Here is a 25,336-nt window from a genome sequence, read left to right as displayed (position 1 = left end):
CGGGTGTGAGAAATGGGGAGGCTTGCGAAGCAGGATGTCGTCTACACGTTGCAGCCGAAGGATCCGATACCGGGTATGCCTAGGTTCGACTGTGCTTCGTCCTGTCTTCTTTCTTCATATCATACATGATTTATGATATATCATAGGAGTGATTTAAACGATGAGCTTATGATAAAATAGGTTTAGAAACGATAAGTGGAGGGATTATGTACAAAATTGCCATAGTCGATGATGAGGAGTTAGTGCGAGAAGGAATTGAAGAGCTCATTCAATGGAAAGAGCATGGGTTCGATTTCTTAGGTAGCTTTGAAAATGGTATTGATGCTTTGGAATCATTCGAAGAGCAGATCCCTGATGTGGTGTTGACTGACATTTATATGCCATTTATGGACGGCCTTGAACTAACACGTCAAATTGCCGAAATATACCCTTTCGCCAAGGTAATTGTGCTGACAGGCTTTGACGAATTCGAATATGTACAGCAGGCAATTAAGCTAAGGGTTTACGATTATTTGTTGAAGCCGATTTCTTCCAAACAGTTGATGGCTGTGCTGGATAAAGTGAAATTGGAAATGGATGAGGAATTTAGGCAGAAAGAGGCTTTGATTAAGCTGAAAATTCAACTCAATCAAAGCCTTCCGCTTCTAAGAGAACGATTTCTTGAATCGATGATCACTAGCGTGTTAAAGAAAGAAGTGTTGGATGAGAAGCTTGCCCTTTATAATATTAAACTGTCTGGAGATTGTTGTTTGGTGGTTGTCATTGATGTCGATGATTTTGGTGAACGAAGCAATTCCTTCACAGTAACCGAACAGGAACTGATGCGCTTCGCGGTCTATAATATTGTAGAAGAAATTATGGGTGAGAAGAAGGGCGGCATTGTTTTTCGCAGTCGTGACGACAAAATCGTGTCTATTCTCTCTAGTGATGATATGAACAGCGTATACGCATTGGCTCAAGCCCTTTCGGAGGAAACACGTCAAAGTGTGGAGAAATTCTTGAAGTTTACGGTGACTATCGGAATTGGAACCGCTTGCAACACCTTACAGGAAATTTCCATATCGTATCAAAAAGCGGCTGCGGCGTTAGATTATCGTTTCTTATTGGGGAAAAACAATGTAATCTCCCTATCTGATCTAGAGGGAAATGATAAAAGCACTGTTGAAATTTCCGTAGAGTGGGAAAAAAAGCTTATTTTAGTCTTGAAAACAGGCACGGTTAAGGAAGTTAATGTCGTTATTGAAGATTGCATGCAAAATTTAAAACTGGCACGAATTCCGATGCAAATGTGTTTAATCTATATTCAAAAAATCGGCGTAACACTAATGAGTACGGTAAATGAATTAGGAGGATTAGAGTTGTTTGTAAATCCGATCAATCCTTTTGCTGAAATATATACATTTAAGACTTTAGACGAAATCGAACTGTGGCTGAAGGAGATTTGTAAACAAGTAATTGGATGTATATCAGGCAAAAGAAACAATATATCAAAGCATAAAGTGGTAGTGGCTGAGGACTATATCATAGGCAATTATTCAGATGAAACCTTATCGGTAAACGATGTATGCCAGCATCTTCAAATGAGTCCTAGCTATTTTGGTGCGATATTCAAAACGCACACCGGGGAAACCTTCATTGAATATCTTACCCGAATCCGGATGGAGAAGGCCATGGAGTTGTTGAAATATACCGATTTCAAAACTTATGAAATCGCTGACAAAACAGGCTACAGAGATCCTCATTATTTTAGTTTAATATTCAAGAAAAAAGTAGGTCTTACTCCAACAGAGTTTCGTGAGAAAATCAGCAAAGAACTACAGCACGGGGAGGAAGGGTGAAGTATAATGCGTCGGTTTGCGTTTACCCGTATTCAATCGAGTATCGCGGTAGCTTTTTCCTGTCTCATTTTATTGACAACTTTACTTATGAGCTTCAGTTCATATAACTTGTCGGCGGATGCAGTTAGAAAAAAATCACAGGATTATACATCGCAAATCATCGATCAAGTAGATAGGAATATTAAATCGTATATTACGAGCATGGAATACATATCTCTAATGGCCCTTAATAATGCGGATGTTAGGACCTACTTGCAGTCAACAAGCAATAACAAGTTGAACAATGACAACGAAACAAGGCTGCGAATTCGCGATTATTTCCAATCTATACTGAATTCTCGCAAAGATATTACGTCTATAATTATTTCGGGCGATACGGGCTCTTATTTTGTATCCAATCGCTCTGAAGCAAACTTGAAGCCTAATTTGAACGTAGGCAACCAGTCATGGTTTGTTAAAGCTAAGGAGGCACAGGGGCTAGTCGTTATTTCGCCACCGCATATTCAAAATATATTCCTTAAGGAATATCAATGGGTTATCTCGTTTAGCCGAGATATTCGGAGTGTCAATGATAAACAAAGCTTGGGTGTTTTCTCCATAGATTTGGACTTTGATGTGATAAATAACATCTTGAGCGACATCAGCATTGGACAGCGTGGCTATATCTTTATTGTTGATGAAGAGGGGGAAATTGTCTACCATCCACAGCAGCAAATTGTATATAGTAATTTAAAATCTGAGATGGTCGATCAAGTTCTTCGCTCCGAAAATGGTAGCTTTATTACAGAAGAAGGCGCTAATAGTCGGATGTATACCACGAAAAAATCTGGGTATGGATGGAAAATCGTTGGTGTTGCTTATTTGGATGAGCTTGTGAGCAATAAGGAGGCAATGAAACGCTCGTTTCTTCTCTGGGGTACTCTTTGTATCGTGATCGGTTTAGTTTGTGCGGTAATTATTTCAGATAGACTTTCGCTTCCGGTTAAACGGCTGGAATCTTATATGAGGGAAATTGAAGAAGGGAACTTCAATATTAGATCAGATATTACATCGGCGAATGAAATTGGTAAATTGAGCAAACGTTTTAACATCATGATTGGTAAAATAGGTGAATTGATGAATCAAATTGTGGTGGAGCAGGAGTTTAAACGTAAAAGCGAACTAAAGGCGCTCCAAGCGCAAATCAACCCGCATTTTCTATACAATACCTTAGGTTCGATTGTTTGGATGGCGGAAGGAAAGAAAATGGAAGAAGTTGTGACGATGACCTTGGCATTAAGTAATTTGCTTCGTGCTAGCATAGGCAAAGGCAGTGAATTGATTCCGATACAAGTGGAAATCGAACACATCACGAATTATTTGACGATTCAGAAGATGCGGTACAAGTCAAAACTGGATTTTCGAATTGACATCGATAAAGAAATTTTGCATTGCAAAACACTCAAACTTATTTTACAGCCTCTGGTTGAAAATTGCATTTATCATGGGATTAAATACAAAAGCGGAGCGGGGATTATCCGAATTATCGGCGAAAAGTCACTGGATTGTATTTTGCTGAAAGTGCTTGATAACGGTGTAGGAATCGAACCTGAGAAGCTGAATCAGATATTATCGAGTAATCATAGTTTCGAAGATAAAGGCATTGGTGTGACTAACGTAAATGAGAGAATACAGCTTTATTTCGGGGAACCATATGGATTAAGCTTCAAGAGTTCGGGTGAAGGTACTGAGGTTACAATTTGTATCCCCATTATAGAATAAGGAAGGCGAAATGATGCTAACAAGAAAAATGGCCATACTTACCATTGTACCACTGCTTTGCACCGCATTCGTCTTCATGCTGCGTTTTATTGATTTTACGCCAGAACAAGCATTAAAGATCAAGCCCAAAATAATCTTAGTTACAAAGACGAGTGATCCAAGCGTAGAGTTTTGGCAGACATTGGCTACTGGTGCGAAGGTTGCTGCGAAGGAATTCGGTGCTGACGTTGAAATCGTTGCTCCACGTTTGGAAAATGATGTAGACAGTCAAATAAAAATTATGGACACTATCTTAAAGTATGGGCCATTGCCCAAAGGCATAATTTTGGCTCCCATAGATGCTGAAAAAATGACTCCAATTGCGGAAAAAATAAAAAAAGCAGGTGTACAGCTTATCACGATTGAAACATTGTTAAAAGGAAACCTCTCGAGTAGTGTGATTGCCACGGATCAAGTTGCAGCAGGAAAGAAAGCTGGGGAAGAGGCGCTACGTTTGCTTCCATCGCGTTCCAGAGTTGCTATTATTAATTATGATAAAGGCTCCCAGATGCAAATTGAAAGGGAAGAAGGCGTAAGACGAGCATTGGCAACGTATCCGGGAATCGAAATCATGGATACTTATTTTCTCGATGGAGAAAATGAAGCTTACGAGTTTACTAAACAGCTTCTGGGCGGTCCAGATTCCATAGACGGTATCATTACCTTAAACGAAACGGGAACTAAAGGTGCAGCTAGGGCAGTGAAAGAACTCGAATTATCTGGAAAGGTGAAGCTAGTCTGTTTCACAAGCTCCATTGAAGAGATTCATCAACTTGAAGAAGATGAGATTCAATCCATTGTTGTGCAAAAGCCGTTTAACATGGGCTATTTAGGGGTAAAGACATCCGTTCAGCTGCTGAATGGGGAGAAAATCAATCCTCAAATTGATACAGGATCCGAAGTCGTAACTAGAGACAATATGTACAACTATGAAATTGAAAAGCTGCTTTTTCCTTTTGGTGAAAGGTAGGGGGATGTGATGAGTAAAAAATGGGCCAGGCTTATTATTTTTCTCATGTTGATAGGTTTATTGGTTATTGGATTCCATTCCGAACAGCCAGCAATGGTGATTAAGAGTACAGTGACTGATACCTCAAACAAGAACATTTTTGAAGGTGTTAAACTGAAAACAGTATTGATCGGTGGAGGCACCTACGAACCATTATATGAAGCTATTCCTAAGTTCGAGCAGGAGACAGGCGCAAAGGTGGAAATCGTATTTAAAGGGAATAATTATGATTTGGACAAGAAGATGAACATAGATTTTGCAGCAAATAAGATTGACTATGATGTGATATCTACACATTCCAATCAATTCTCAGGGTACAAGAATTCATTAGTTGAATTGGATAATTGGTTCACTGAGGATGATCTCAAAGACTTCTCTCCTTCGATATTAAATGCTGGAAAAATAGATGGGAAACCGTACATGATTCCGCGATTAGCAGACATTAGTGTTTACTATTATAGGACGGATCTGTTTAATGACGAGGCGAATAAAAGCAAGTTTAAGTCCGAATACATGTATGATCTGGCACCTCCGCAAACGTTAGAACAATTGAAAGACATTTCAATTTTCTTTGCTAAGCAAGGAAAAGGAATATCAGGTACACAATTTGCAGGTAAAGAAGAAGCGTTAACAGGTCGTTTCATGGAACTTACTCAGGCATTTGGCGGTGACTTCTTTGACGACAAGAGCCATGTTGTTTTGAATAAAATAGGCGGATTGAAAGCAGCTCAATATTTACGGGATCTATATGCAGCGGGTGCAATGCCGAAAGGAGTGGTTAACTTCCTGTGGGATGAAGTGGAAAATAACTTTGCAAACGGAAAAATCGCTATCTATTCCGAGTGGCCTGGATGGTATTCAACGCTCGATGATCCGAAAAGTTCAAAAGTTGCAGGTAAGTTTGACGTTGTTCGTGCGCCAGAAGGTCCGAGTGGCATTCATCCAGGCTGGGGTGGCGTTCACGGATTCGCGATAACGAAAGCAAGCAAGAATAAACAGGCAGCTGCTGCGCTTATTAAGTTTTTGACAAATGCTGAAAATATGACGGATGAATCAAAGCTGGGTGCAACTCCTGTACGTATATCGGTATGGGAACAAGTATTAAGTGATGCGAAGACAGGAGATGGGCGGAGACAGAACTTCTACAATACATTAAATAAAGCTTTAAAAGAGGATTTCCGCACACCTCCGCTTATTAAACAGTGGATTCCGTTGTCAAACATTTTATATCCGTATCTGCAGAAAATTATCATAGGTGAAATGTCTCCGCAGGAAGGATTAGATGCTGCAGCGAAGGAAATCACGAAAATGATGGATCAAACCAAATGAGAACATGAACAAGAGCTGCTTTCCTCTTCGAGGAAGGCAGTTTTTTTTTTAATGAATAAGTGGAATTTTAGACCATCATCGTGGAAATCTCTATTAACTATTGAAGGCATTCAAGTTAATCTATTCATAGATCATACATGAAACATGCATCATATATCGAACTTAATCATCGAGCAACTATTAGAACAACTGGAGGGCAAACGAATGAAAAGCAATTCTACTGTAATCATGGAATCCAAATCAAGTAATCCAAGAAAAGGGGTTCTATTATCAATCCTTAAACGAAGTGATACAAGTGTGATCGTTGCTACACTAATCCTATTTATCGTTTTTGCAATTGGATCTTCCAGTTTTTTATCTTCTTATAATTTGTTTAACGTTTTTAGAACCACTTCCTTGTTTTTATTCGTTGCTTTAGGTCAAGCCATCGTGCTAGTCATTGGGGGTATGAATTTATCCTTGGGGGCTATTGGAGGACTTTCTGTCGTTACAGCAGGTTATGCCATGCATACTTTGGGATTACCCGGCCCTGTGGCAGTCCTTTTAGCATTAATCGTCGGAGCTGTAGCTGGCTATATCAATGGTATTGTTATTATTCGATTGAAGTTGAATTCCTTTGTAGTAACGCTAGCGACTTCTTTTATTTATACGGGTCTTGTTTTTGGAATATCAAAAGGATTCCCTTACACGAAAATTCCTAAGGAGTTTACTTTTATTGGTAGGGAAGGCTTTCTTGGATTGCCTTATTTATTCTGGCTTATGATCTTGACGTTAATCGTGTTGTGGTATGTGTTTAAGTACACCGTAATTGGAAGGCAAATTCTTGCGACTGGGGGGAATTTGGTAGCTGCGCGCTATTCGGGAATTAAAACGGATAAAATTATTATGTTGGGCAATGTGTTATCAGGTGTTTTTGCTGCTTTAGCAGGTGTGTTATGGATCTCAAGAATGGGTTCTGCTACACCGGCAACTGGAAGTGATTGGATGATTATCTCATTCGCTGTGGCAGTTATTGGGGGTACTGCTCTAAATGGAGGTGCCATTAGCGCAATAGGGCTTTTTGCAAGTTCGTTAATGATTGCGCTGATTAATAACGGATTAATTATGCTTGGTGCCAATGTCTATTATGAACAAACATTCCTTGGGGCCATTATTATGCTTGCAGTCACAGCAGAGAGCTTAAGAGTCAAATATAGTTCACTGCGAAAAAGATAGGAGAGGGGAAGAATACATGTTGGAATTGAGGGGTGTTAGTAAATTTTTCCCTGGAGTAAAGGCGCTCGACAATGTTTCAATTACATTCAATCCTGGTGAAGTACACGGGCTGTTAGGAGAAAATGGGGCAGGGAAAAGTACGCTAATTAAAATTATCTGTGGCTTGTATCAGCCTGATGAAGGCGAGATTTTATTGAACGGTAAGAAAGTGCATTTTGAAAGTTTTCGTGATGCCTTGGAAAGTGAAATAAGTATTGTTAACCAAGAGATACAAATTATTCCCCAATACAGTATTGCTGAAAATATTTTTATAGATAAAATTAGCAAATTTGCTAGCGGCGGGATCATCAATTGGAAACAGATTAATGCGGAAGCAGCCAAATATTTAAAGATGGTCGGCTTGGATATGGATCCTACAACCATTATTGCAGGGTTGAGTGCAGCCCAAAAACAACTGATTCAAATTGCCAAAGCGATATCTTCCAATGCAAAGGTTTTGCTGTTGGATGAACCAACTTCCTCACTAACGAAACATGAAGCCTTAAAACTATTTGCACTTGTGACTAAACTAAGACAACAAGGTGTTGTGCTCATATTTGTTTCACATAAACTTGAGGAAGTTTTATCACTTTGTGATAAAGTATCAGTTTTACGCGATGGAAAGTATGTTGGTACCAAGGATCGTCTAAATTTGACCAAACAAGATATTGTGAAAATGATGATTGGTCGAGAAACCAAAGATAATTATTTGGGACAGTTGGATATTAACCAAGACAATAAAGTTCTAGAGGTAAAGAATGTAACGCAAGCAGGGCGATTCAACAATATCAATCTCGACTTGCACGAAGGTGAAATATTGGGCTTCTATGGCCTTGTAGGATCTGGAAGGACAGAATTAGCTAAGATTTTGATTGGCGAAGATACGATGGACTCTGGTGAAGTGTTGATCAATGGGAAGAAAGCATCAATTAAAAGTATGGCGGACAGTTTAAATAAATATCGCTTGGGGTATGTATCCGAGAATCGCAAGGAAGAAGGCCTGATTCTAGAGGAAACCGTAAGAACAAATATTGGAATAACCATCTGGAGTAAAACTGTTCAACCGATTATCCGAAAAATAAATTTGAAATCGGAGGAATCCGAAGCTCAACAAATGATTAATGCTCTTCAAATAAAAGTTACCAGTTCAGACGATATTGTTGGTGGACTGAGTGGTGGTAATCAGCAGAAAGTAAGTATTGCGAAGTGGCTGGCCGCAGGCTGCGATATTTTGATTATTGATGAACCATCCGTTGGTGTTGATGTTGGGGCTAAGGAATATATTCATCAGTTGATTTGGAATTTAGCGAAGGTCGAGAAGAAATCGATTATCGTCATTTCATCTGACTTACCTGAATTGTGTACGCTTGCAAGAAGAATACTCGTTTTTAGAGAGTTTCAAATTGTGGGTGAACTGAATGATATTAATGATAGACCTTACTCGTATGAGGAATTGAGCGGCAGGATTGGTCAATACTTAGCTTAACACAGGCTTGCTTGATGATTAAATGGGAGTTGGCAAGTACACTTCCTGTTTACACATAAATGAAAAGGGTTTCAAAAACCAAAGGAGGAAAAACAAATGGGAAAAACAAAGAAAAAGGGTCTTATTTCACTTATGGTATTATCGCTTACAGGAGCACTGGTAGCTGGTTGCGGTACATCTAAGACAGTAGACAATGCAGCGACTTCATCAACGAAACCGACTACTACCGCGACGGCTGCCAAAAAAACAGATTACAAATTAGGTTGGTATGCTTCTGCACCGCACCCGTATTTTGAAGAAGTGAAAAAAGGTGTTGAAGCTTTTGAGAAAGATTACGGCATTACAGTCGAGAAACATATCGGACCCGACTGGAAGCAGCCGAGTGAAACCGATAATGTACAAGCCTTAGCAGCCAAAGGCATTAAATATTTCTCCATTTATCCATCTGACGGCAGTGGAGCAAACGGATTGTTTGAAGAATTAACGAAACGCGGAGTGAAGTTTGTGAACTTTGGTGCATCTACTGTTCAACCAACGACAGCATCGTTCTTTGTTGGAACAGACGCTAAAGCAGCAGCAATGGTCGCTACAGAAAAGCTGATCACGTTGATGGGTGGCAAAGGGAACATTATTAACGTACTTGAAGTGATGGAAGATTCCAATACCATTTTACGTAAACAAGGTGTAGAAGAAGTTGTGAAGAAACATCCGGATGTAAAAATTATTCAAGAGATTTCTGGGATGAAGAGTACAGAAGAAGCTGTGCAGAAGGTTGATAGCGCAATTGCCGCAAATATCGATAAAGTAGACGGTATTATTGCTACTGGATTTACTCCTACAGTTGCAATTGCTCAGGTTATGGGGGATTACAAGAGTAAAGGCAACAAGCGGGCTATTCATTCTATCGGGATTGACACGGATCCGATTGTGGTTAAAGCCATCAAAGAGGGCGCGATGGATGCAACCATTGCACAAAACTCATTCGGTGCAGGTTACTTGTCTATGCTGTTATTAAAGGAAATGGCTGACGGATGGGCTCCGAAACAAGGCGCATACGCAGTAGACGGTGGTATTGTTGTCGTTACGAAGGACAATGTCGATACGTTCCAAAATGATATTACGAAAGTAACAAATGATCTTAAAGCTAATCTTGAAACAAAGTACTTGGAGAAAAAATAAAAGTAGTTCATGAATGCTCTTTGGAAAAGTGTAAGTGTGTTTATTCTTCTCGATGAACACGCTTGCACGTTTTTGATATCCTTAGGCTGTTTTAACTATCACTCCAATGTCTGAATAATAAATAAGTTGTGTGTGCAGCACATTTTTGATATCATAAATCGTGTACGATTTGCATGTTGAGTGGAGCTGAAGTTTTTGAAAAAAAGTTTAAGCCGGTACGTTCTGACAGATGAAATTTATGCCTTATTGAAAGAACAAATCCTCAATCACCATATTGCTCCAGGGGATAAAATCAATATCGATCAATTAGCCCGTGAACTTGAGGTCAGCAATATTCCTATTCGTGAAGCACTATCTAGATTGACTGCTGAGGGTCTGGTAAATATGGTGCCATTCAAAGGCATGTATGCAACGGAGATGTCTCTGCAAGAGTTGGACGAAATCTTTGAAATCAGAATGGAATTAGAATGCTTGGCAATTAGAAAAGCAGCCCCCAATATACCTGATTCATTGTTGGTTGATTTGAAAGCAGACATGAAAAGATGGTCTAACAGAAAGCCGACGGAAATTGTAGAGAAAATCAATTTGATAGCTGAGATGAACCAAAGCTTGCATGGTTTAATACTGGATTACTGTGCAAACCATTCTTTGAAGAACTTGATCACGATGTATATACAGAGAATTCAGAGATATCTATCGGCTATTCAAAAAGGAATGGATCAGCAAGTGATTGAAGAGGAATGGAATGAACACATGCTGGTTGTAAGTTGTTTGGCTGCATTGAATGTTGAGGAAGCGGAACAAGCTTTGCTGCAGCATCTGAGTAACTCGCACGTGCGTACTAGAAGTTTTTTTATTTAATTTTTTAGCAATAATCATACATGATAAACGATTTATCATAAAAATGATGACTCTTTATAAAAAGGAATGGAGGCAAGACAAGATGCTGCTTACTGGAAAAACGGCCATCGTGACGGGTGGAGGATCAGGCATTGGCGAAGCGATTGTACGTTTATTTGCCGCTCAAGGCGCGAAGGTTGTGATCGCGGACTGGAATGTGAAGGAAGCCGCCCGATTGGCAGTTGAATTAACGTCAGCCGGCCAATACGCTGCAGTAGTGAAGGCAGACGTTTCGAAGGAGGCAGATGTTCGAGCGCTAATCCAAGAGACCATAAATGTATTTGGTCAACTGGATGTAATCGTGAATAACGCAGCCGTCATTTTGCCTAAGTTTCTAGAGGATATTGAATTGGACGAGTGGGATCGCCTGATCAACATTAATTTGAAGAGTGTTTTCCTTATGATCAAGCATTCGCTCCCCGAATTAAGGAAAACGCGCGGAGCAATCGTTAATATGGCTTCATTAAACGGTTTAGTTGGGCAAAAGATGAATCCCGTTTATGCCGCAACCAAAGGCGGAGTTATCGCAATGACGAAATCTCTAGCATTGGACTACGCGACGGATGGGATTCGTGTAAATTGTATCTGCCCAGCCGGTGTCTCTACGCCGCTCTTACAACAATGGGTTCAAGAACAGGATGATCCGGCAGCAACCATTCAGATATTGAATGACATGCATGCGCTGGGTCGGCCGGCTACTTCGGAAGAAGTCGCTCAAGCCGCGCTCTTCTTGGCCAGCACTCAATCTGGTTTCATAACCGGTGTAGCTCTTCCCGTTGATGGCGGAGCGTCGCTTGGTTACTAAATATAACTTACATTAACTAAAACTAAGGAGATGTCCAAAAATGAAGATTACTAAAGTAGAAAGTTTTGTCTTGCATGTGCCGATTACACCACCGATTACAGACGCTATTAACGTTGCTACACACTGGGGATTAGCCGGAGTTCGCATCTTTACAGACGAAGGCTTTGTCGGATATGGATACACGGGTACTTGTGCCCATGGCGATGATATGATCGTTGATACAATTGATAAATACTATGCGCCGCTTTTGGTTGGGAAAGATCCGTTTATGGTAAGAGAACTATGGAATGATATGCGTTTTGGCAAAATGCACTGGATCGGCCGATCGGGCGTAACGCACATGGCGCTTGCAGCTGTGGATATAGCGATATGGGATATCATGGCGAAAGCATCCAATAAGCCGCTATGGCAGTACCTTGGCGGAGCCAAATCAACACCGATTAAAGCCTATAATACGAATGGCGGCTGGTTGAACTGGTCAAAAGACCGTTTGCTGAAGGATGTAACAGAGATTGTAGAATCAGGTTTTACAGGTGTCAAAATCAAAGTCGGCAAGCCAGATCCACGTGAGGATTATGATCGCTGCAAAGCGGTACGGAAGGCGATCGGCGACGATGTGATCTTCATGATCGACGTCAATCAGCAGTGGAATATCAATACCGCTATGACTTGGGGTAAAAAGCTTGAAGAATTCGATCTGTTCTGGCTGGAGGAGCCGCTCAATCCTGATGATATTATGGGTCACAAAAAGCTTGCTGACGAGTTAAACGTTCCTATTGCTTTAGGGGAGCATGTTTATAACAAATATGCATTCAGAGACTATATACATCAAGGTGCAATCGAATATTGTCAAGTTGATGTAACCCGTGTAGGTGGTATTACGGAATGGCTGCAGGTTGCGGGCTTAGCTGCTTCCTACGATATTCCGATTTGTCCGCATGTTGGTGATATGGGCCAAATTCATCAGCATCTTGTAGCGTCTACACAAAATGCCATTATGCTGGAATATATACCTTGGATCCGTCACATTTTTGAAGAGCCTGCGACTGTAGTAAATGGGCATTATGTACTTCCTCAAATGCCTGGGGCTTCGACAACGATATTGCCTAAGTATTTTAATGAGTATCGAGTGAGATAAGTTCGTACAAAGGAGCATGCACCCATGATAATTGACGCCCATCAGCATTTTTGGAATTTGGAAAAGGTCGCTTACCCTTGGATGGATCCGGCTTACGGATCGATATGCCGGACGATTGAAGCGGATGAATTGGAGCCATTGATTCGCGAGGCTGGTATTAACAAAACGGTCATCGTGCAAGCCATGAATTCCTATGAGGATACCGAATATATGTTGAAGGTAGCCGGCGAAAGAGAATGGGGAGGCGCGGTTGTTGGGTGGGTGCCCTTGAACATTCCGGAGGTGGCGGATAAAAAGTTGAGGGAATACGCCAAAAATTCTTTCTTCAAAGGGATCCGCCATCTGATTCATGAGGAGAAGGATCCAGACTGGGTCATCCGTGATTCGGTGATTGAAGGACTCAAGATTCTCTCTTCCTACGGCTTGACCTTCGATGTGGTAGGGGTGTTCCCGAATCATTTGAAGCATATCCCGTATTTGGCTGAAAAAGTACCGGATCTGAAAATGGTAATTGACCATTTCGCCAAACCACCCATCAAGGAAAAGCAAATGGGAGCGTGGGCGGAACAATTCGCTGCTGCGGCTCAGTATCCGAACGTGTATGCAAAGATATCTGGATTGAATACTGCTGCGGATTGGCAAACTTGGAGCTCAGAAGATTTGAGACCCTATATCGACTATGCGTTAAAGCATTTTGGAGCGGATCGCCTCATGTTTGGAAGCGATTGGCCAGTGGCCAACTTGGCGGGCGGTTACGGGAAAGTATGGTTAGAAACAAATAAGGCGATTGCAGAATATGCAGAACATGAAAAAGTTGCGATATTGGGCGGAACAGCAGCAAAATTTTATGGCATTCAAGCTGAATAAAAGGGATGTGTGCCACCAGTGAATCGATTTGGAAGTGTGATCAAGGTTAAGCCCGAGAAGCTCGAAGAATATAAAAGGCTTCATGCCAACGTTTGGTCAGATGTTCTCAAGATGATCCAAGCGTGCAATATCCGCAATTATTCCATTTATTATAAAGATGGCTATTTATTTAGTTACTTTGAGTACATCGGTGAAGATTTCAAGCAGGATATGGCTAAGATGGCAGCAGATCCTACAACCCAAAAATGGTGGGAATTTTGCGAACCATGCCAAGAGCCGTTGGAGACGCGGCTTGAAGGCGAATGGTGGGCATCTATGGAGGAAGTTTTTCATACTGACTGAAGGGTATGAGGAGAACACAGCGTATTGCACAAATTGTATGTCAAATAGCTTAATTAGCAAGGGGCTGCACGATATTTTTGCGTAGCCTCTTTTTTACGACCAAAAGGCAGGGGAAAGTTGACCAGGCAGCTCAAATGACTTTGGGATAGTTTTTTTTGCGCATTACTGTAACTAGGTGATGTTAGTTTAAAAAAGATCAATAAGAACTCAAAATAGATCATTTGAATGCGTTTTCATTTGAAGTATTGTTGATATATAAAGCATTTTAAAAGAAAGGGGGAAATGTAGCTATTCACCTGAATGCGTGTATAACTAGAATGATTCAATTGTTTTGTTATGTCTGCAGTGAAACATTTTGTAACATTTTGTCGATTTTTTTCTTGCACGATTAGTATTACTTCTGTGTGATGTGAAACAAAGGATGAAAGGGTGATCGTTTTGCGCAAGTTGTTGAAGATGCCTCACAAGAAGGAAGCTTTACTAAGTTTAATGATAGCTGCTTGCATTTCCTCTGGTTTTACCGGTATTCCAATCCTATTGCCAATAGGATTGGCGCATGCAGCAACCGCGGTCACATACACGGGATCCGCACAACCCCCAGCTCATAATCTGGCCCTATGGTATCGTCAACCAGCAACGGATTGGCAGACACAAGCGCTGCCGATTGGAAACGGATTTATGGGCGGAATGGTGTATGGCGGTGTAGATCAAGAGCATATCCAGTTCAACGAGAAGACGCTTTGGACAGGCGGTCCGCGTTCTAAGGTTGGAGGCGGAAGGGACGGCAACAGAGATGGTGCGGCCGATCATTTAGAGGATGTTCGCCAGAAGCTAGCGAGCGGCGATGTAGGCGGAGCCACTTCGATTGCCGAGCAATATTTGACAGGGACATTAAACGATTATCCGCAATTTGGCTATTTTCAAAACTTCGGCGATATCTTTCTCGATTTTGCGCTACCTGCTTCCGTGACGGTTACCGACTATCGGCGCGAACTTGATCTGGAGGATGGGATCGCGCGTGTTACTTACAAGCAGAATGGGGTCGAGTATACACGCGAATATTTTATGAGTTATCCGGATAAAGTGATGGCGATGCGGCTTTCCAGCAGTCAGCCGAATCAGTTGAACTTTGATGTAAGGGTCACAAGCCCGCAGACGGCTCCTTTCATCGTGGCTAACGGCAATACGCTGACTCTCAGCGGTAAGCTTGCTGATAATAATATGGCCTATGAATCGCAGTTCCAAGTTAAGAGTGATGACGGAACGGTTACAGCCGGCAATGGAAAGCTGACGGTAGCAGGCGCTAGCTCTGTAACTATCCTCATGTCTGCAGCTACGGATTATACCAATCATTATCCGGATTATGTCGGAACGGATCCACACCTAACCGTGACTGATAACCTAGCAGCAGCTTCCGCCAAAACGTATGATGTTCTGCGGGCGAACCATTTGGCTGATTATCAGTCGCTGTTTAAGCGAGTATCGCTTAATCTGAATGACCAGCAAGCCACGGTACCAACTGACCAACTTCTGACTAACTACAGAACGACCCGCACCAGTGCGCTTGAATCTCTGTTTTTCCAATATGGCCGCTACTTGCTCATTGCTTCTTCACGTCCGGGATCGTTGCCTGCCAACTTACAAGGCGTCTGGAATAATTCCAAGACACCGCCATGGGGAGCCGATTACCATACGAATATCAATCTTGAAATGAATTACTGGCCTTCTGAAGTTACCAATTTGAGCGAGACGGCCATTCCTTATGTTGACTTTATCGATTCTTTGCGGGCTCCAGGCCGGGTCACAGCTCAGAAGCATCACGGTGTAACTGGTTCCGGATGGACGATTCATACATTTACTAGCATTTTTGGCTATACGGCACCAGGCTGGGATATTAGCAATTGGGGATGGCAGCCGGCCGCTGGCGCGTTCCTTTCCCAGCAGCTGTGGGAGAAATATTTGTTTACGGGCGATACGGAATACTTACGTAATAAGCTCTATCCCATTATGAAGGAAGCGGCTGAATTTTGGACAAAAACGCTCGTTACGGATACGGACGGGACACTGGTATCTACGCCGGGTGTTTCACCGGAACATGGTTCATTAAGCATAGGGGATTCTTATGATCAAGAACTGGTTTGGCAATTATATACGAATTGTATCGAAGCCAGCAATATTCTTGGTATAGATGAAAATTTCCGCAATGTATTAATTGACCAACGAAGCAAGCTCTCTATGCCGAAAATCGGGAAATACGGGCAAGTACAGGAATGGAAAGAGGATATCGACGATCCGAACGATGAGCATCGCCATATCTCTCATCTGGTAGGTTTATACCCGGGCAATCTGATCAATAAGGTAACCAATCCTGATCTATTTAATGCGGCAAAGGTGACCCTTACTCAGCGTGGAGATGAAGCGGAAGGTTGGAGCAGAGCGAATAAACAGAATCTGTGGGCTCGTATGCTTGACGGTGATCACGCTGAGAAGATTCTCCGAGGACAGCTTGACGACAGTATGTACCCGAATTTATTCAATATTGGCCCGCCATTCCAAATTGATGGTAACTTTGGGGCGACATCCGGAATCGCAGAGATGCTTTTGCAAAGTCATACAGGAAGTATTGACTTGTTACCGGCTCTTCCTTCGGCATGGGCCAAGGGAGATGTCAAGGGCTTGAAGGCAAGAGGCGATTTTGAAGTGGATATGAGCTGGAATGGGACAATATTGAGGAATGCGACGATCACTTCCCTGGAAGGAAATGTCGCCAAAGTTAAGGATAAGACATTCACCCATGCCGGACAATTTACAGTGCTTAAGGCAGCGGACAACACGCCGGTGAACTATACAGTTAGCGGAGATACGATTACGTTCAATACCGAAGTGGGACAAAAGTACGCGATCACGTCGTCGATGCCTGCGACACAACTGACTGTTATGGCTCCTGATTACATTTCTCCAGGGAAAAGATTTGAAGTAACGACAACTTTTAAAAATGACGGACCGAACGCAATTTCAAACGCGAATATCTCTTTACAGGCTCCGAGCGGGTGGGCAGTCGAAGCTGTTACTCCAAATGTTATTCAGCAAGTAGCACCGGGCCAATCCGTTGATACCAAATGGGGCGTTACACCGTCTGCAACGATGGCAACTAGCATGTATGAGCTCTCAGGCAAAGTAACTTACGCTTTCGGAGCTTTGACTGGTAGTGTTGACGCTAAAGTGAATGTAACCTCTCCGCCAATCGTGCCTTCAGGCGAAGTTTATTTAGGCGACGCTACCTGGATGAGTGCAACGAATGGATGGGGACCCGTGGAACGCAACATGAGTAACGGAGAGTCATCGGCTGGTGACGGTAAGCCAATTACGCTGAATGGGGTTGTCTATCCAAAAGGACTTGGCATCCATGCAGCGTCCGAGATCTCTTATTATTTAAACGGGAAAGGCAAGCTGTTTACATCGGATATCGGTGTCGATGACGAAGTAGAGAGCAGCCGTGGAAGCGTCATTTTCCAAGTTTGGGCGGACGGCAATAAAATTTACGATAGCGGCGTCATGACTGGAAGCAGTGCAACAAAGGCAGTAAGCCTTGATATGACAGACGTGAATGTCCTTAAGCTAGTCGTAACGAATGGTGGAAACGGCAACGGTTCCGATCATGCGGATTGGGCTAACGCTAAGGTTACATCACCTATAGAGGATGGGGCTGTAACCGGCATACTGCTGGATAAGATGAATGTTTCGCTCAAAGTGGGAGAGACGACACAGCTTACGGCTACGGTTCAACCTGCGAATGCGACGAACAAAAACGTCAGCTGGGCAAGCAGCGATCCGTTGGTAGCCAAAGTTGAAGTTGTCGGCGGCAAAGCGATGGTAACAGGTCTCAAAACGGGCAGCGCCGAAATTACGGCGACGACTGCAGACGGAAGCTTCAATGCGAAGGCCCAAGTGGCCGTGACGAATGAGACTGGGACCGTACAGACCATAAAAGTCGACGAAAAGGATCCATCCGTCGTGTATACGGGCACATGGTCGACTTATAGCACATCTCAAGATTACGGCGGTTCTGAGAAATACAGCAATACAGCTGGCAGCTCCGCACAATTTACGTTTACGGGAACAGCCATCAAATTAATAAGCATGAAGCAGACGAACATGGGCAAGATTGATGTGTATTTGGATGGGGTGTTGGATCAAGCGGATATCGATTGTTATGCGCCCAGTACAACCAAACAGGTTGCCGTCTACAGCAAGACAGGTCTGCCAGCTGGAGAACATACAATCAAAATTGTTGTTAAAGGTACGAAAAGCCCATCGGCAGTGGATAGAATTGGAGCTATCGATGCATTTGAGTATACACCGGCTATAGCCGCACCGAATGTAACTGCAGACGATACGAACAATGTGATTGCTGGTGTCGACGAAAGCATGGAATATTCGATAGACGGCGGGGCGAACTATACAAAGTACAATGCGGCCCAAATACCTGTATTCAAAGGCGACAAAACCGTACTGGTACGTGTTGCTGCAAATGAAGTTAACTCGGCGGGACTCGCGAAGACGCTGACGTTTACACAGAATCCGCTTCATTCGATCGAGTTGACGCATATACCGAGCGAGTTGAAGGTTGGCGATACGGTTCACGCGATTGTAAATGCGAAATACGGCGAGAACGATTTCACGCCAGTTACCGATGGCGTAACGTACCGCAGCAGCAGTCAGGAAGTTGCTGCAATTGACGCCACGGGTACAATCCAAGCGCTTAGTTCGGGCCATACAACAATTATGGCTGAATTTAGCGGCAAGCAGGCGTCTGTTGATGTTACGGTAACCGTGATCGCTCCAACTATTCCTGGCGACTTGAACGGAGACAGCAGAATAACTATTGGCGACTTAGCAATTGTGGCTTCGGCTTATGGAAAAACTTCTGCAGCCCCAGATTGGAATCAGTACAACAAAGCGGATCTTAACCATGACAACAAAGTAGACATTAGTGACCTAGCATCAGTAGTGACAAAGATTCTGGAATAACACAACGTATTGGTCCATCCCACGGTCATTAATGAATGTGGGATGAACTCCATCGAAATCAATGATTTCGCGATGCTGGCCAAGAAAATTCCGGAGTAAACTCAATAAAAATCAGGAGGAAGATGTCATTTGAAAAAACACCTCAAACAGACTGGTATGATGTTAACCGTGTTCATGGGATTGCAAACTTGCATCCCAGCAGCAACCATATTCGCTATAGATCAAACACAAGATCAAGCAAGCATTTTTTTAACAAATTCGATAACAACCCAAACTTTAGAAAATGGCGTTTATTCTAAGGATTACAACGATGGCAATATTAGTGGATGGACCGCTGCCAAAGGAACAACTGCTTTTACTCCGGATAATGGCACTGTAAAAGCGGTAACACAAGGTGCTGTCATTCTCGCTGATCTGGAATCGCCTAAATATGCGAATGGCGAATATGAAGTCAAGCTGAAGTTCAACCAAGTGCCCACCCGATTCGGATTAGTACTCCGTTATGCGGATAAAGACAACTATAGTGTTATTCAATATGATGCGAGCAGTTGGGGCTGGGATGTTCTGAAAAATGGCCAAGAGACGTGGGGGGACATTGCTTCAAGCAGTCCTGCATTTGTAGCTGACAAACAATATACGTTTAAGCTTCGTTATGAGAATGACAGCGTGCAGCTGTGGATCGACGGTGTCAGTGTTTTCAACACAACCTTGCCAGGTTTGCCGACAGCAGCCGGACAAATCGGAATTCGCAGCTGGTATACCAATAAGACCTTCTTCATCGACGATGTGAAATTGACGGAGGTGAAGGGAAATACGACCGTACCCAAGCCGATTACGCTTATCGATACGATTACATCCGACCAATTGACTGTCGAAATCGATAAGGAATTCCCACGGGTGAAGAAGTACGTTTGGAAAAGTACCGGCGCAGAGATGAATGGTCAATTAGATGGGATCAATGAATTAAAAATCAACGGAAAATCCTATTATCCGACTGCGACGGCCTACGTCAAGAAGGCAGCAACAGCAAGTAAAGGAGAAACAGCCGCCTATACGCTGCAAATTCCAGAAATCAATATAGATCTGGAAATGGAACTCGAGCTGAAAAACAACGTGCTGAACTTCAATGTGACGAACATCGTGGAAAAAGGCGCAGAGAAAGTAAAAACGATCGAGTTTCCGAATCACGACTTTGTGTCCGTCCTAGCCACACAGCCTAAGGCACAAGAGACTGCCGTATCTGTGACAGGCGGTTGGAACATCATTAACGAGGAATATAACGATCTCAAAAGCGGAGCGACGGATGTCAGCGGAAGTCGTACGTATGCGTTCCTCAACTCAGATATGCTCGCTGCGACTATTGTCAATAACGTCGTGAATGGGAACGATAAGGTTCGTGTGAAAGTGGCTAACGATACGACAGGCACGAAGAAAGCAGCGATGTCGAACGGCGCATGGACCTATCACGGAAGTACGAAGCCGGAAATAGCGGCGGAGCCATTGCCATGGGCTAAGATCATTATTACGCCGGATGCGAACAATGACAGCATGGTCGACTGGCAGGATGGCGCAATCGCTTATCGCAACCATGCTGGGACACCTTACCGCAGCGAAATGATTCGCGATAACATTTCGTACATAGCGATGAACATCGGTTCCACAACCTCATCTCCATTCTTGCGAACGTTTGATAACGCGAAGAAAATTTCACATTTGACCGACGGCTTCGGACAGATTGTCCTGCACAAAGGCTATCAAGCCGAAGGACATGACGATTCCCATCCGGATTATGGAGGCCATATCGGTATTCGCCAAGGGGGCAAAGAAGACTTTAACTTTATACTTAGCGAAGGCAAGAAGTACAACATCAAGGGCGGCGTTCATATCAACGCGACGGAATACATGCTAGACGCTTTCCAAACGAAAATGGAAAACATGGTGAACCCTCTGAGCAAAGGATGGGGCTGGCTCGATCAGGCGTATTATGTGGATAAGACGAAAGATGTTGAGTCAGGGGAACTGAAGCGACGTCTTGATATGCTGAAAAGCGACACGGGAGATAATCTCGACTTTGTTTATGTGGACGTATATGCTGGCGTTGATTGGAATGCGAAGAAGCTCGCAGAATATGTGAACGGCAACGGCTGGATGCTGGGTACCGAGTTCGCCGGGCCACTACATGAGCAGGCTGCATGGGTTCATTGGGGTACGGATCCGGGCTATCCAAACCAAGGAAATAACAGCTCGATTATTCGTTTTATTCGCAACAATGTGATGGATGGATTCATGAGTAATCCTCTATTGAAAGGCAATAAGCAGGTTGGCGTTGGATACTGGCAAAACAATCCTTTATTTTACAGCTATAACAAAACGACGGAAGCGTTCTTTGATCACAATTTACCAACGAAATACATGCAATACTTCCCAATTATGAAAATGACGAATGATCGCATCGATTTTGAAAGCAATGTTTCTGTGGTGCGCGGTCAAGACGGGAAAATTCATTTGTCCAAAGACGGCCATGATGTGGCGATCATGACAGATAGCAGTGAGATTAGCGACAGCACCGTATTCATTCCATGGGACCCTGTCAAGGAAGATAAAATCTATCATTGGAATCCGAAGGGCGGCGCAACGACTTGGACGCTTCCGGCATCCTGGAGCCATGTACAGACGGCGCAATTATATAAGCTGACGGATTTAGGACGAGAACTTGTAAGCAGTGTGCCGGTGACGGGCGGTCAAGTGACATTGACGGCGGAGAAAGGCATCGGATATGTGCTCTACAAGGATCAAGCTCCGGTAGAAGCGGAGACGGTGTGGGGAGACGGCAGTCCGGTCAAGGACGCGGGCTTTGACAGCCAGAAGTTCAACGTATGGAAAAAGTCGTCGACAGCACCGAATACAGATCATATCGTATTTGCAAAAAATAGCAACGCTGAAGATATGATGCAGGTGAAAGGTCCGAATGACGCTAAGATTGAGCAAGTCATTACTGGACTTACGCCTGGTAAAACGTATACCGCATCCGTTTGGGTTAAGGTAGACGGCACACGCAAAGCGACAATCGGCGTGAAGCAGGGCGATCAAGAGGTAGTTAACAGTTTGGAAGACACGAATCATAAGTTTTTGGCGCAACAGCACAAGTATATCAATACGAACTTCCAAAGGTTGAAAGTATCGTTCGATGCGGCAAGCGATAAGGCGACACTAGCCCTTAATGTGGCAGAAGGTAATGCAACCGTATCGTTTGACGATGTGAGGGTTTGGGAAAATCCGACAAAGACGGTGAAGGGAGACTCCGTATTTTTCGAAGACTTCGAGAACGTCGATGAAGGATGGGGACCATTCGTATATTCGAAGCTAGGACCTGTGCGGACGCACTTGGTGGAGACGAACGGCAATCAAGTGAAATCGTACGTGTTGGATGATAAATATTCACTCAAAACAAATGAGGAGGGGACGGGCGAATGGTTGCGGACACTGCCGCAAACGCTCCGACTGAAGCAGGATAATCTGTATCATTTGACGATGGATTATAATTCGGATGCGCAAGATATGTACACGGTTGCCTTACGCGTCAATGAGAATGGAGCGGTGCGCGAATTTGCTTCCCAGAAATTAAATGCAGGTAGAGGCACATTAGATTTAACGTTCCCAACAGATGGAGCAAAAGACGCTTACCTAGCGATTATCAAAAACTTTGATAACAATCAGGCCGAATTGAGCGGTACATTAGTGGTTGACAACATTCGTATCGATGACAAAGGACCTATCGTACCTGTCGAAGGAGTCCTTGTAACCAAAATAAGTATGAATGAACAGGAAGTAACTGTGAATAAAGGAAATACTGCACAAATCAACGCACGTGTGGAACCAGCCAATGCATTCAATAAGACGCTGGAATGGACCTCAGACAAACCTGAAGTCGTGTCGGTGGACCAGACTGGAAAGGTAACCGCACTCCAATCGGGTACGGCCACCATTACAGCGACGACGAAAGACGGCAGCCATTTATCCGCAACAAGCAAGGTTACGGTATTTGAACCTAATGTGCTTATTCCGCAGTCAGGCATGACAGCAACTGCGTCCAGCTTCCAGCCGGGCGATGACCCAGAGAACGCGCTCGATGGAGATTCTTCCACGATTTGGCATACGAAATGGTCTCCTGCGCATTTGCCGGAGTCGATTACGCTGAATCTTGGCGGCAGCTATGAGGTGAATCAAATCAAATACACGCCGAGATCGGGTGCGGGGAATGGAACGATCACTAAATATAACGTCTATGTAAGCACCGACGGCGTCAATTTTACACAGGCTGCCAGCGGCACCTGGGCTCGTGACGATAGGGAGAAAAGCATTGTATTTGCGAAGACGCCAGCATCTTATGTGAAACTTGAAGCTATCGAGGCCGTAGGCAATTTTGCTTCAGCAGCGGAGATCAATGTATTTAGCGTACCTAGTGTGACTGATGTGGCGGTGACTGGTGTTCAACTAGATAAGACGCAGGTTTCCCTGAAAGAAGGTCTAACCACAGAGTTGGTTGCCACCGTACTTCCGGATAACGCAACGAACAAGAATGTAACCTGGTCGAGCAGCGACGAAACCGTCGCGAAAGTGGAAGTCAAGGACGGCAAGACAATCATTACCGGGTTGAAGGCCGGAACAGCGGACGTTATCGTGACCACGGTCAACGGCAGCTTTAATGCAGTAAGCAAAATTACGGTTCAGCAAGGGGACGTTTTGCAAAACGCGGCAACTACGTTATCCACGGTTAGCAGTGTCCAGTCGGGTAAGGAATTCAAGGTACAACTAGGGTTAAGCAATGTAACCCAAAGCGTATATGCACAAGACATCGAGGTTGACTACGATCCGACCATCATGGAGTTCATATCGGCTAAGTCATTGATCACAGGCGTCATTCTCGTTGAGACTGTTGCGAAAACGGCCGGCAAGCTTCGATTTATCGTAGCGAGTGAAGGGGCTGAGCACGCGGTTACAGGCAACGCGCAGGTTCTGGAGCTGACTTTCAAAGCGAAGGAGGTCCTGCAACCGACGACAGGAATGATTTCTGTAGCTAATGCAACGCTGTCCGATGATAAAGGGATAGAAACGAAGGCGGCCTCCTCGGCAGCGAACATTCAGGTAACGAACGTAATTCCACCACTAGCAGATGCAACGTTAACTGCAGATATTACAACACCGACCAACACTGATGTCACCGTAACAATCAGCTATCCGGCTGACGCAGCGGTAAAGGAATACAAAGTGGGTGTAAACGGAACATGGGCAGCGTACACTGCACCTGTTGTCCTTTCGGCAAATGAAACCGTGTATGCAAGAGGAACGGATGCGGTTGGTAACGTATCCAATGTAACTAGCATTGTTGTAAGCAATATCGATAAGATTGCACCCGTAAGTGTCGCATCTTTAAGTCCGGCTGCGCCTAATGGCAGCAACGGATGGTATACGTCAGAAGTAACGGTAAGCTTCTCTGTAAGTGACAACGTATATGGCGTGGCGAAAACAGAGTACCAAGTGAATAACGGAGGTTGGATCACCTATACCGGTTCTATTCCTGCCTTTGGTGAAGGGAACTATAGGGTCGGTTATCGCAGCACGGATCTAGCAGGCAATGTAGAACCGATCAAAACCATCGAGTTCAAGATTGACAAAACGGCTCCGGTATTAACCGTTCAATTAGATAAAACGTCGATATGGCCGGCGAATCATAAAATGGTGACGATTAATGCCACGCTGAATTCGAGCGATGCTGCATCAGGCGTTGCATCTGTGGTGTTAACCACCATTACGGTCAATCAACCGGATAGCGGACAAGATGACATTGGGGCTAGTATCGGTACTGCGGCCACTTCATTTAGTTTGCGTGCAGAAAAAGGACGCGTCTATACCATAACCTACACGGCAACCGACAAAGCGGGCAACAAAACGGTTACTTCTATAACCGTCACAGTACCTCATGATCAGTCAGGAAATAATAATAATCAATCGGGAAATCAGAACCAATCAGAAAATCATTAAGAAAAAGAAAAGCAACCCATTTGCAATACGAATACTTCAGGAGGTTGGTAGTTTTACTATCCTCCGTTTTTACGGATAATCGGAAGACCTATCGTAATCAAGTACCATAACGTAAAGGTGATCGATTGCAAGCATGAACCGGAACAGCGGCAAAGCATTGGATATGCCTGGAGCGAGCCAATCGCAAGTGATAACGAGAAGTTCCAGCTGCAACAACTTCCTTAATTGACTGAAATGTTTTGATACTAAGCCAGGAGTAACTTTTTCCTGGCTTAATTTCTTTTCCCCATGTTTTAAATTCAACCAAAAATATCAT

The 25,336-nt window shown here is 43.6% G+C and carries 14 protein-coding genes; all 14 read left to right on the top strand.

Annotated features, from left to right (window positions below; all coding sequences use genetic code 11):
* Window positions 1-206: 206 nt before the first annotated feature.
* The 14 genes from AC58UU_RS04975 to AC58UU_RS04910 all read left to right on the top strand — a co-directional run bounded on the left by AC58UU_RS04975 (window position 207) and on the right by AC58UU_RS04910 (window position 25,020).
* Window positions 207-1,838, top strand: a complete 1,632-nt coding sequence (locus tag AC58UU_RS04975) for a response regulator (protein WP_497313549.1) — start codon at window positions 207-209, stop codon at window positions 1,836-1,838.
* Between the two features lie 6 nt (window positions 1,839-1,844).
* The gene (locus tag AC58UU_RS04970) at window positions 1,845-3,599 is read left to right on the top strand and encodes a cache domain-containing sensor histidine kinase (protein WP_497313547.1); all 1,755 of its coding nucleotides are present in this window, start codon (window positions 1,845-1,847) and stop codon (window positions 3,597-3,599) included.
* Window positions 3,600-3,609: 10 nt separating this feature from the next.
* Window positions 3,610-4,608 carry a substrate-binding domain-containing protein gene (locus AC58UU_RS04965; RefSeq protein ID WP_497313545.1) on the top strand — a complete coding sequence of 333 codons (999 nt, stop codon included), beginning with the start codon at window positions 3,610-3,612 and terminating at the stop codon, window positions 4,606-4,608.
* A gap of 9 nt (window positions 4,609-4,617) precedes the next feature.
* Entirely contained in the window at window positions 4,618-5,976 is a 1,359-nt protein-coding gene (locus tag AC58UU_RS04960; RefSeq protein ID WP_497313543.1) for an ABC transporter substrate-binding protein, read from the top strand.
* A 204-nt stretch (window positions 5,977-6,180) separates the two neighbouring features.
* Entirely contained in the window at window positions 6,181-7,191 is a 1,011-nt protein-coding gene (locus AC58UU_RS04955) for an ABC transporter permease (RefSeq protein ID WP_497313541.1), read from the top strand.
* 16 nt (window positions 7,192-7,207) lie between these two features.
* Window positions 7,208-8,716: a sugar ABC transporter ATP-binding protein gene (locus AC58UU_RS04950; RefSeq protein ID WP_497313539.1), complete on the top strand. Its 1,509-nt coding sequence runs from the start codon at window positions 7,208-7,210 to the stop codon at window positions 8,714-8,716.
* A gap of 96 nt (window positions 8,717-8,812) precedes the next feature.
* A complete protein-coding gene (locus tag AC58UU_RS04945) occupies window positions 8,813-9,895 on the top strand; it encodes a sugar ABC transporter substrate-binding protein (protein WP_497313537.1) in 1,083 nt (360 codons plus the stop codon).
* A 195-nt stretch (window positions 9,896-10,090) separates the two neighbouring features.
* Window positions 10,091-10,756, top strand: a complete 666-nt coding sequence (locus tag AC58UU_RS04940) for a GntR family transcriptional regulator (protein WP_497313535.1) — start codon at window positions 10,091-10,093, stop codon at window positions 10,754-10,756.
* Window positions 10,757-10,838: 82 nt separating this feature from the next.
* Entirely contained in the window at window positions 10,839-11,600 is a 762-nt protein-coding gene (locus tag AC58UU_RS04935; RefSeq protein WP_497313533.1) for an SDR family NAD(P)-dependent oxidoreductase, read from the top strand.
* A 40-nt stretch (window positions 11,601-11,640) separates the two neighbouring features.
* Entirely contained in the window at window positions 11,641-12,738 is a 1,098-nt protein-coding gene (locus tag AC58UU_RS04930) for a mandelate racemase/muconate lactonizing enzyme family protein (protein WP_497313531.1), read from the top strand.
* Window positions 12,739-12,762: 24 nt separating this feature from the next.
* Window positions 12,763-13,605, top strand: a complete 843-nt coding sequence (locus tag AC58UU_RS04925) for an amidohydrolase family protein (protein ID WP_497313529.1) — start codon at window positions 12,763-12,765, stop codon at window positions 13,603-13,605.
* 18 nt (window positions 13,606-13,623) lie between these two features.
* Window positions 13,624-13,947, top strand: coding sequence for an L-rhamnose mutarotase (locus tag AC58UU_RS04920; RefSeq protein ID WP_497313527.1), 324 nt, complete (start codon window positions 13,624-13,626; stop codon window positions 13,945-13,947).
* Between the two features lie 438 nt (window positions 13,948-14,385).
* Window positions 14,386-18,978: a DUF4073 domain-containing protein gene (locus AC58UU_RS04915; protein WP_497313525.1), complete on the top strand. Its 4,593-nt coding sequence runs from the start codon at window positions 14,386-14,388 to the stop codon at window positions 18,976-18,978.
* A gap of 129 nt (window positions 18,979-19,107) precedes the next feature.
* Window positions 19,108-25,020: an endo-alpha-N-acetylgalactosaminidase family protein gene (locus tag AC58UU_RS04910; protein WP_497313523.1), complete on the top strand. Its 5,913-nt coding sequence runs from the start codon at window positions 19,108-19,110 to the stop codon at window positions 25,018-25,020.
* The last annotated feature ends 316 nt before the right edge of the window (window positions 25,021-25,336 follow it).

It is taken from the genome of Paenibacillus sp. JT22N1 (assembly GCF_059692155.1).
This window is presented reverse-complemented; position numbering and strand designations above follow the sequence as displayed.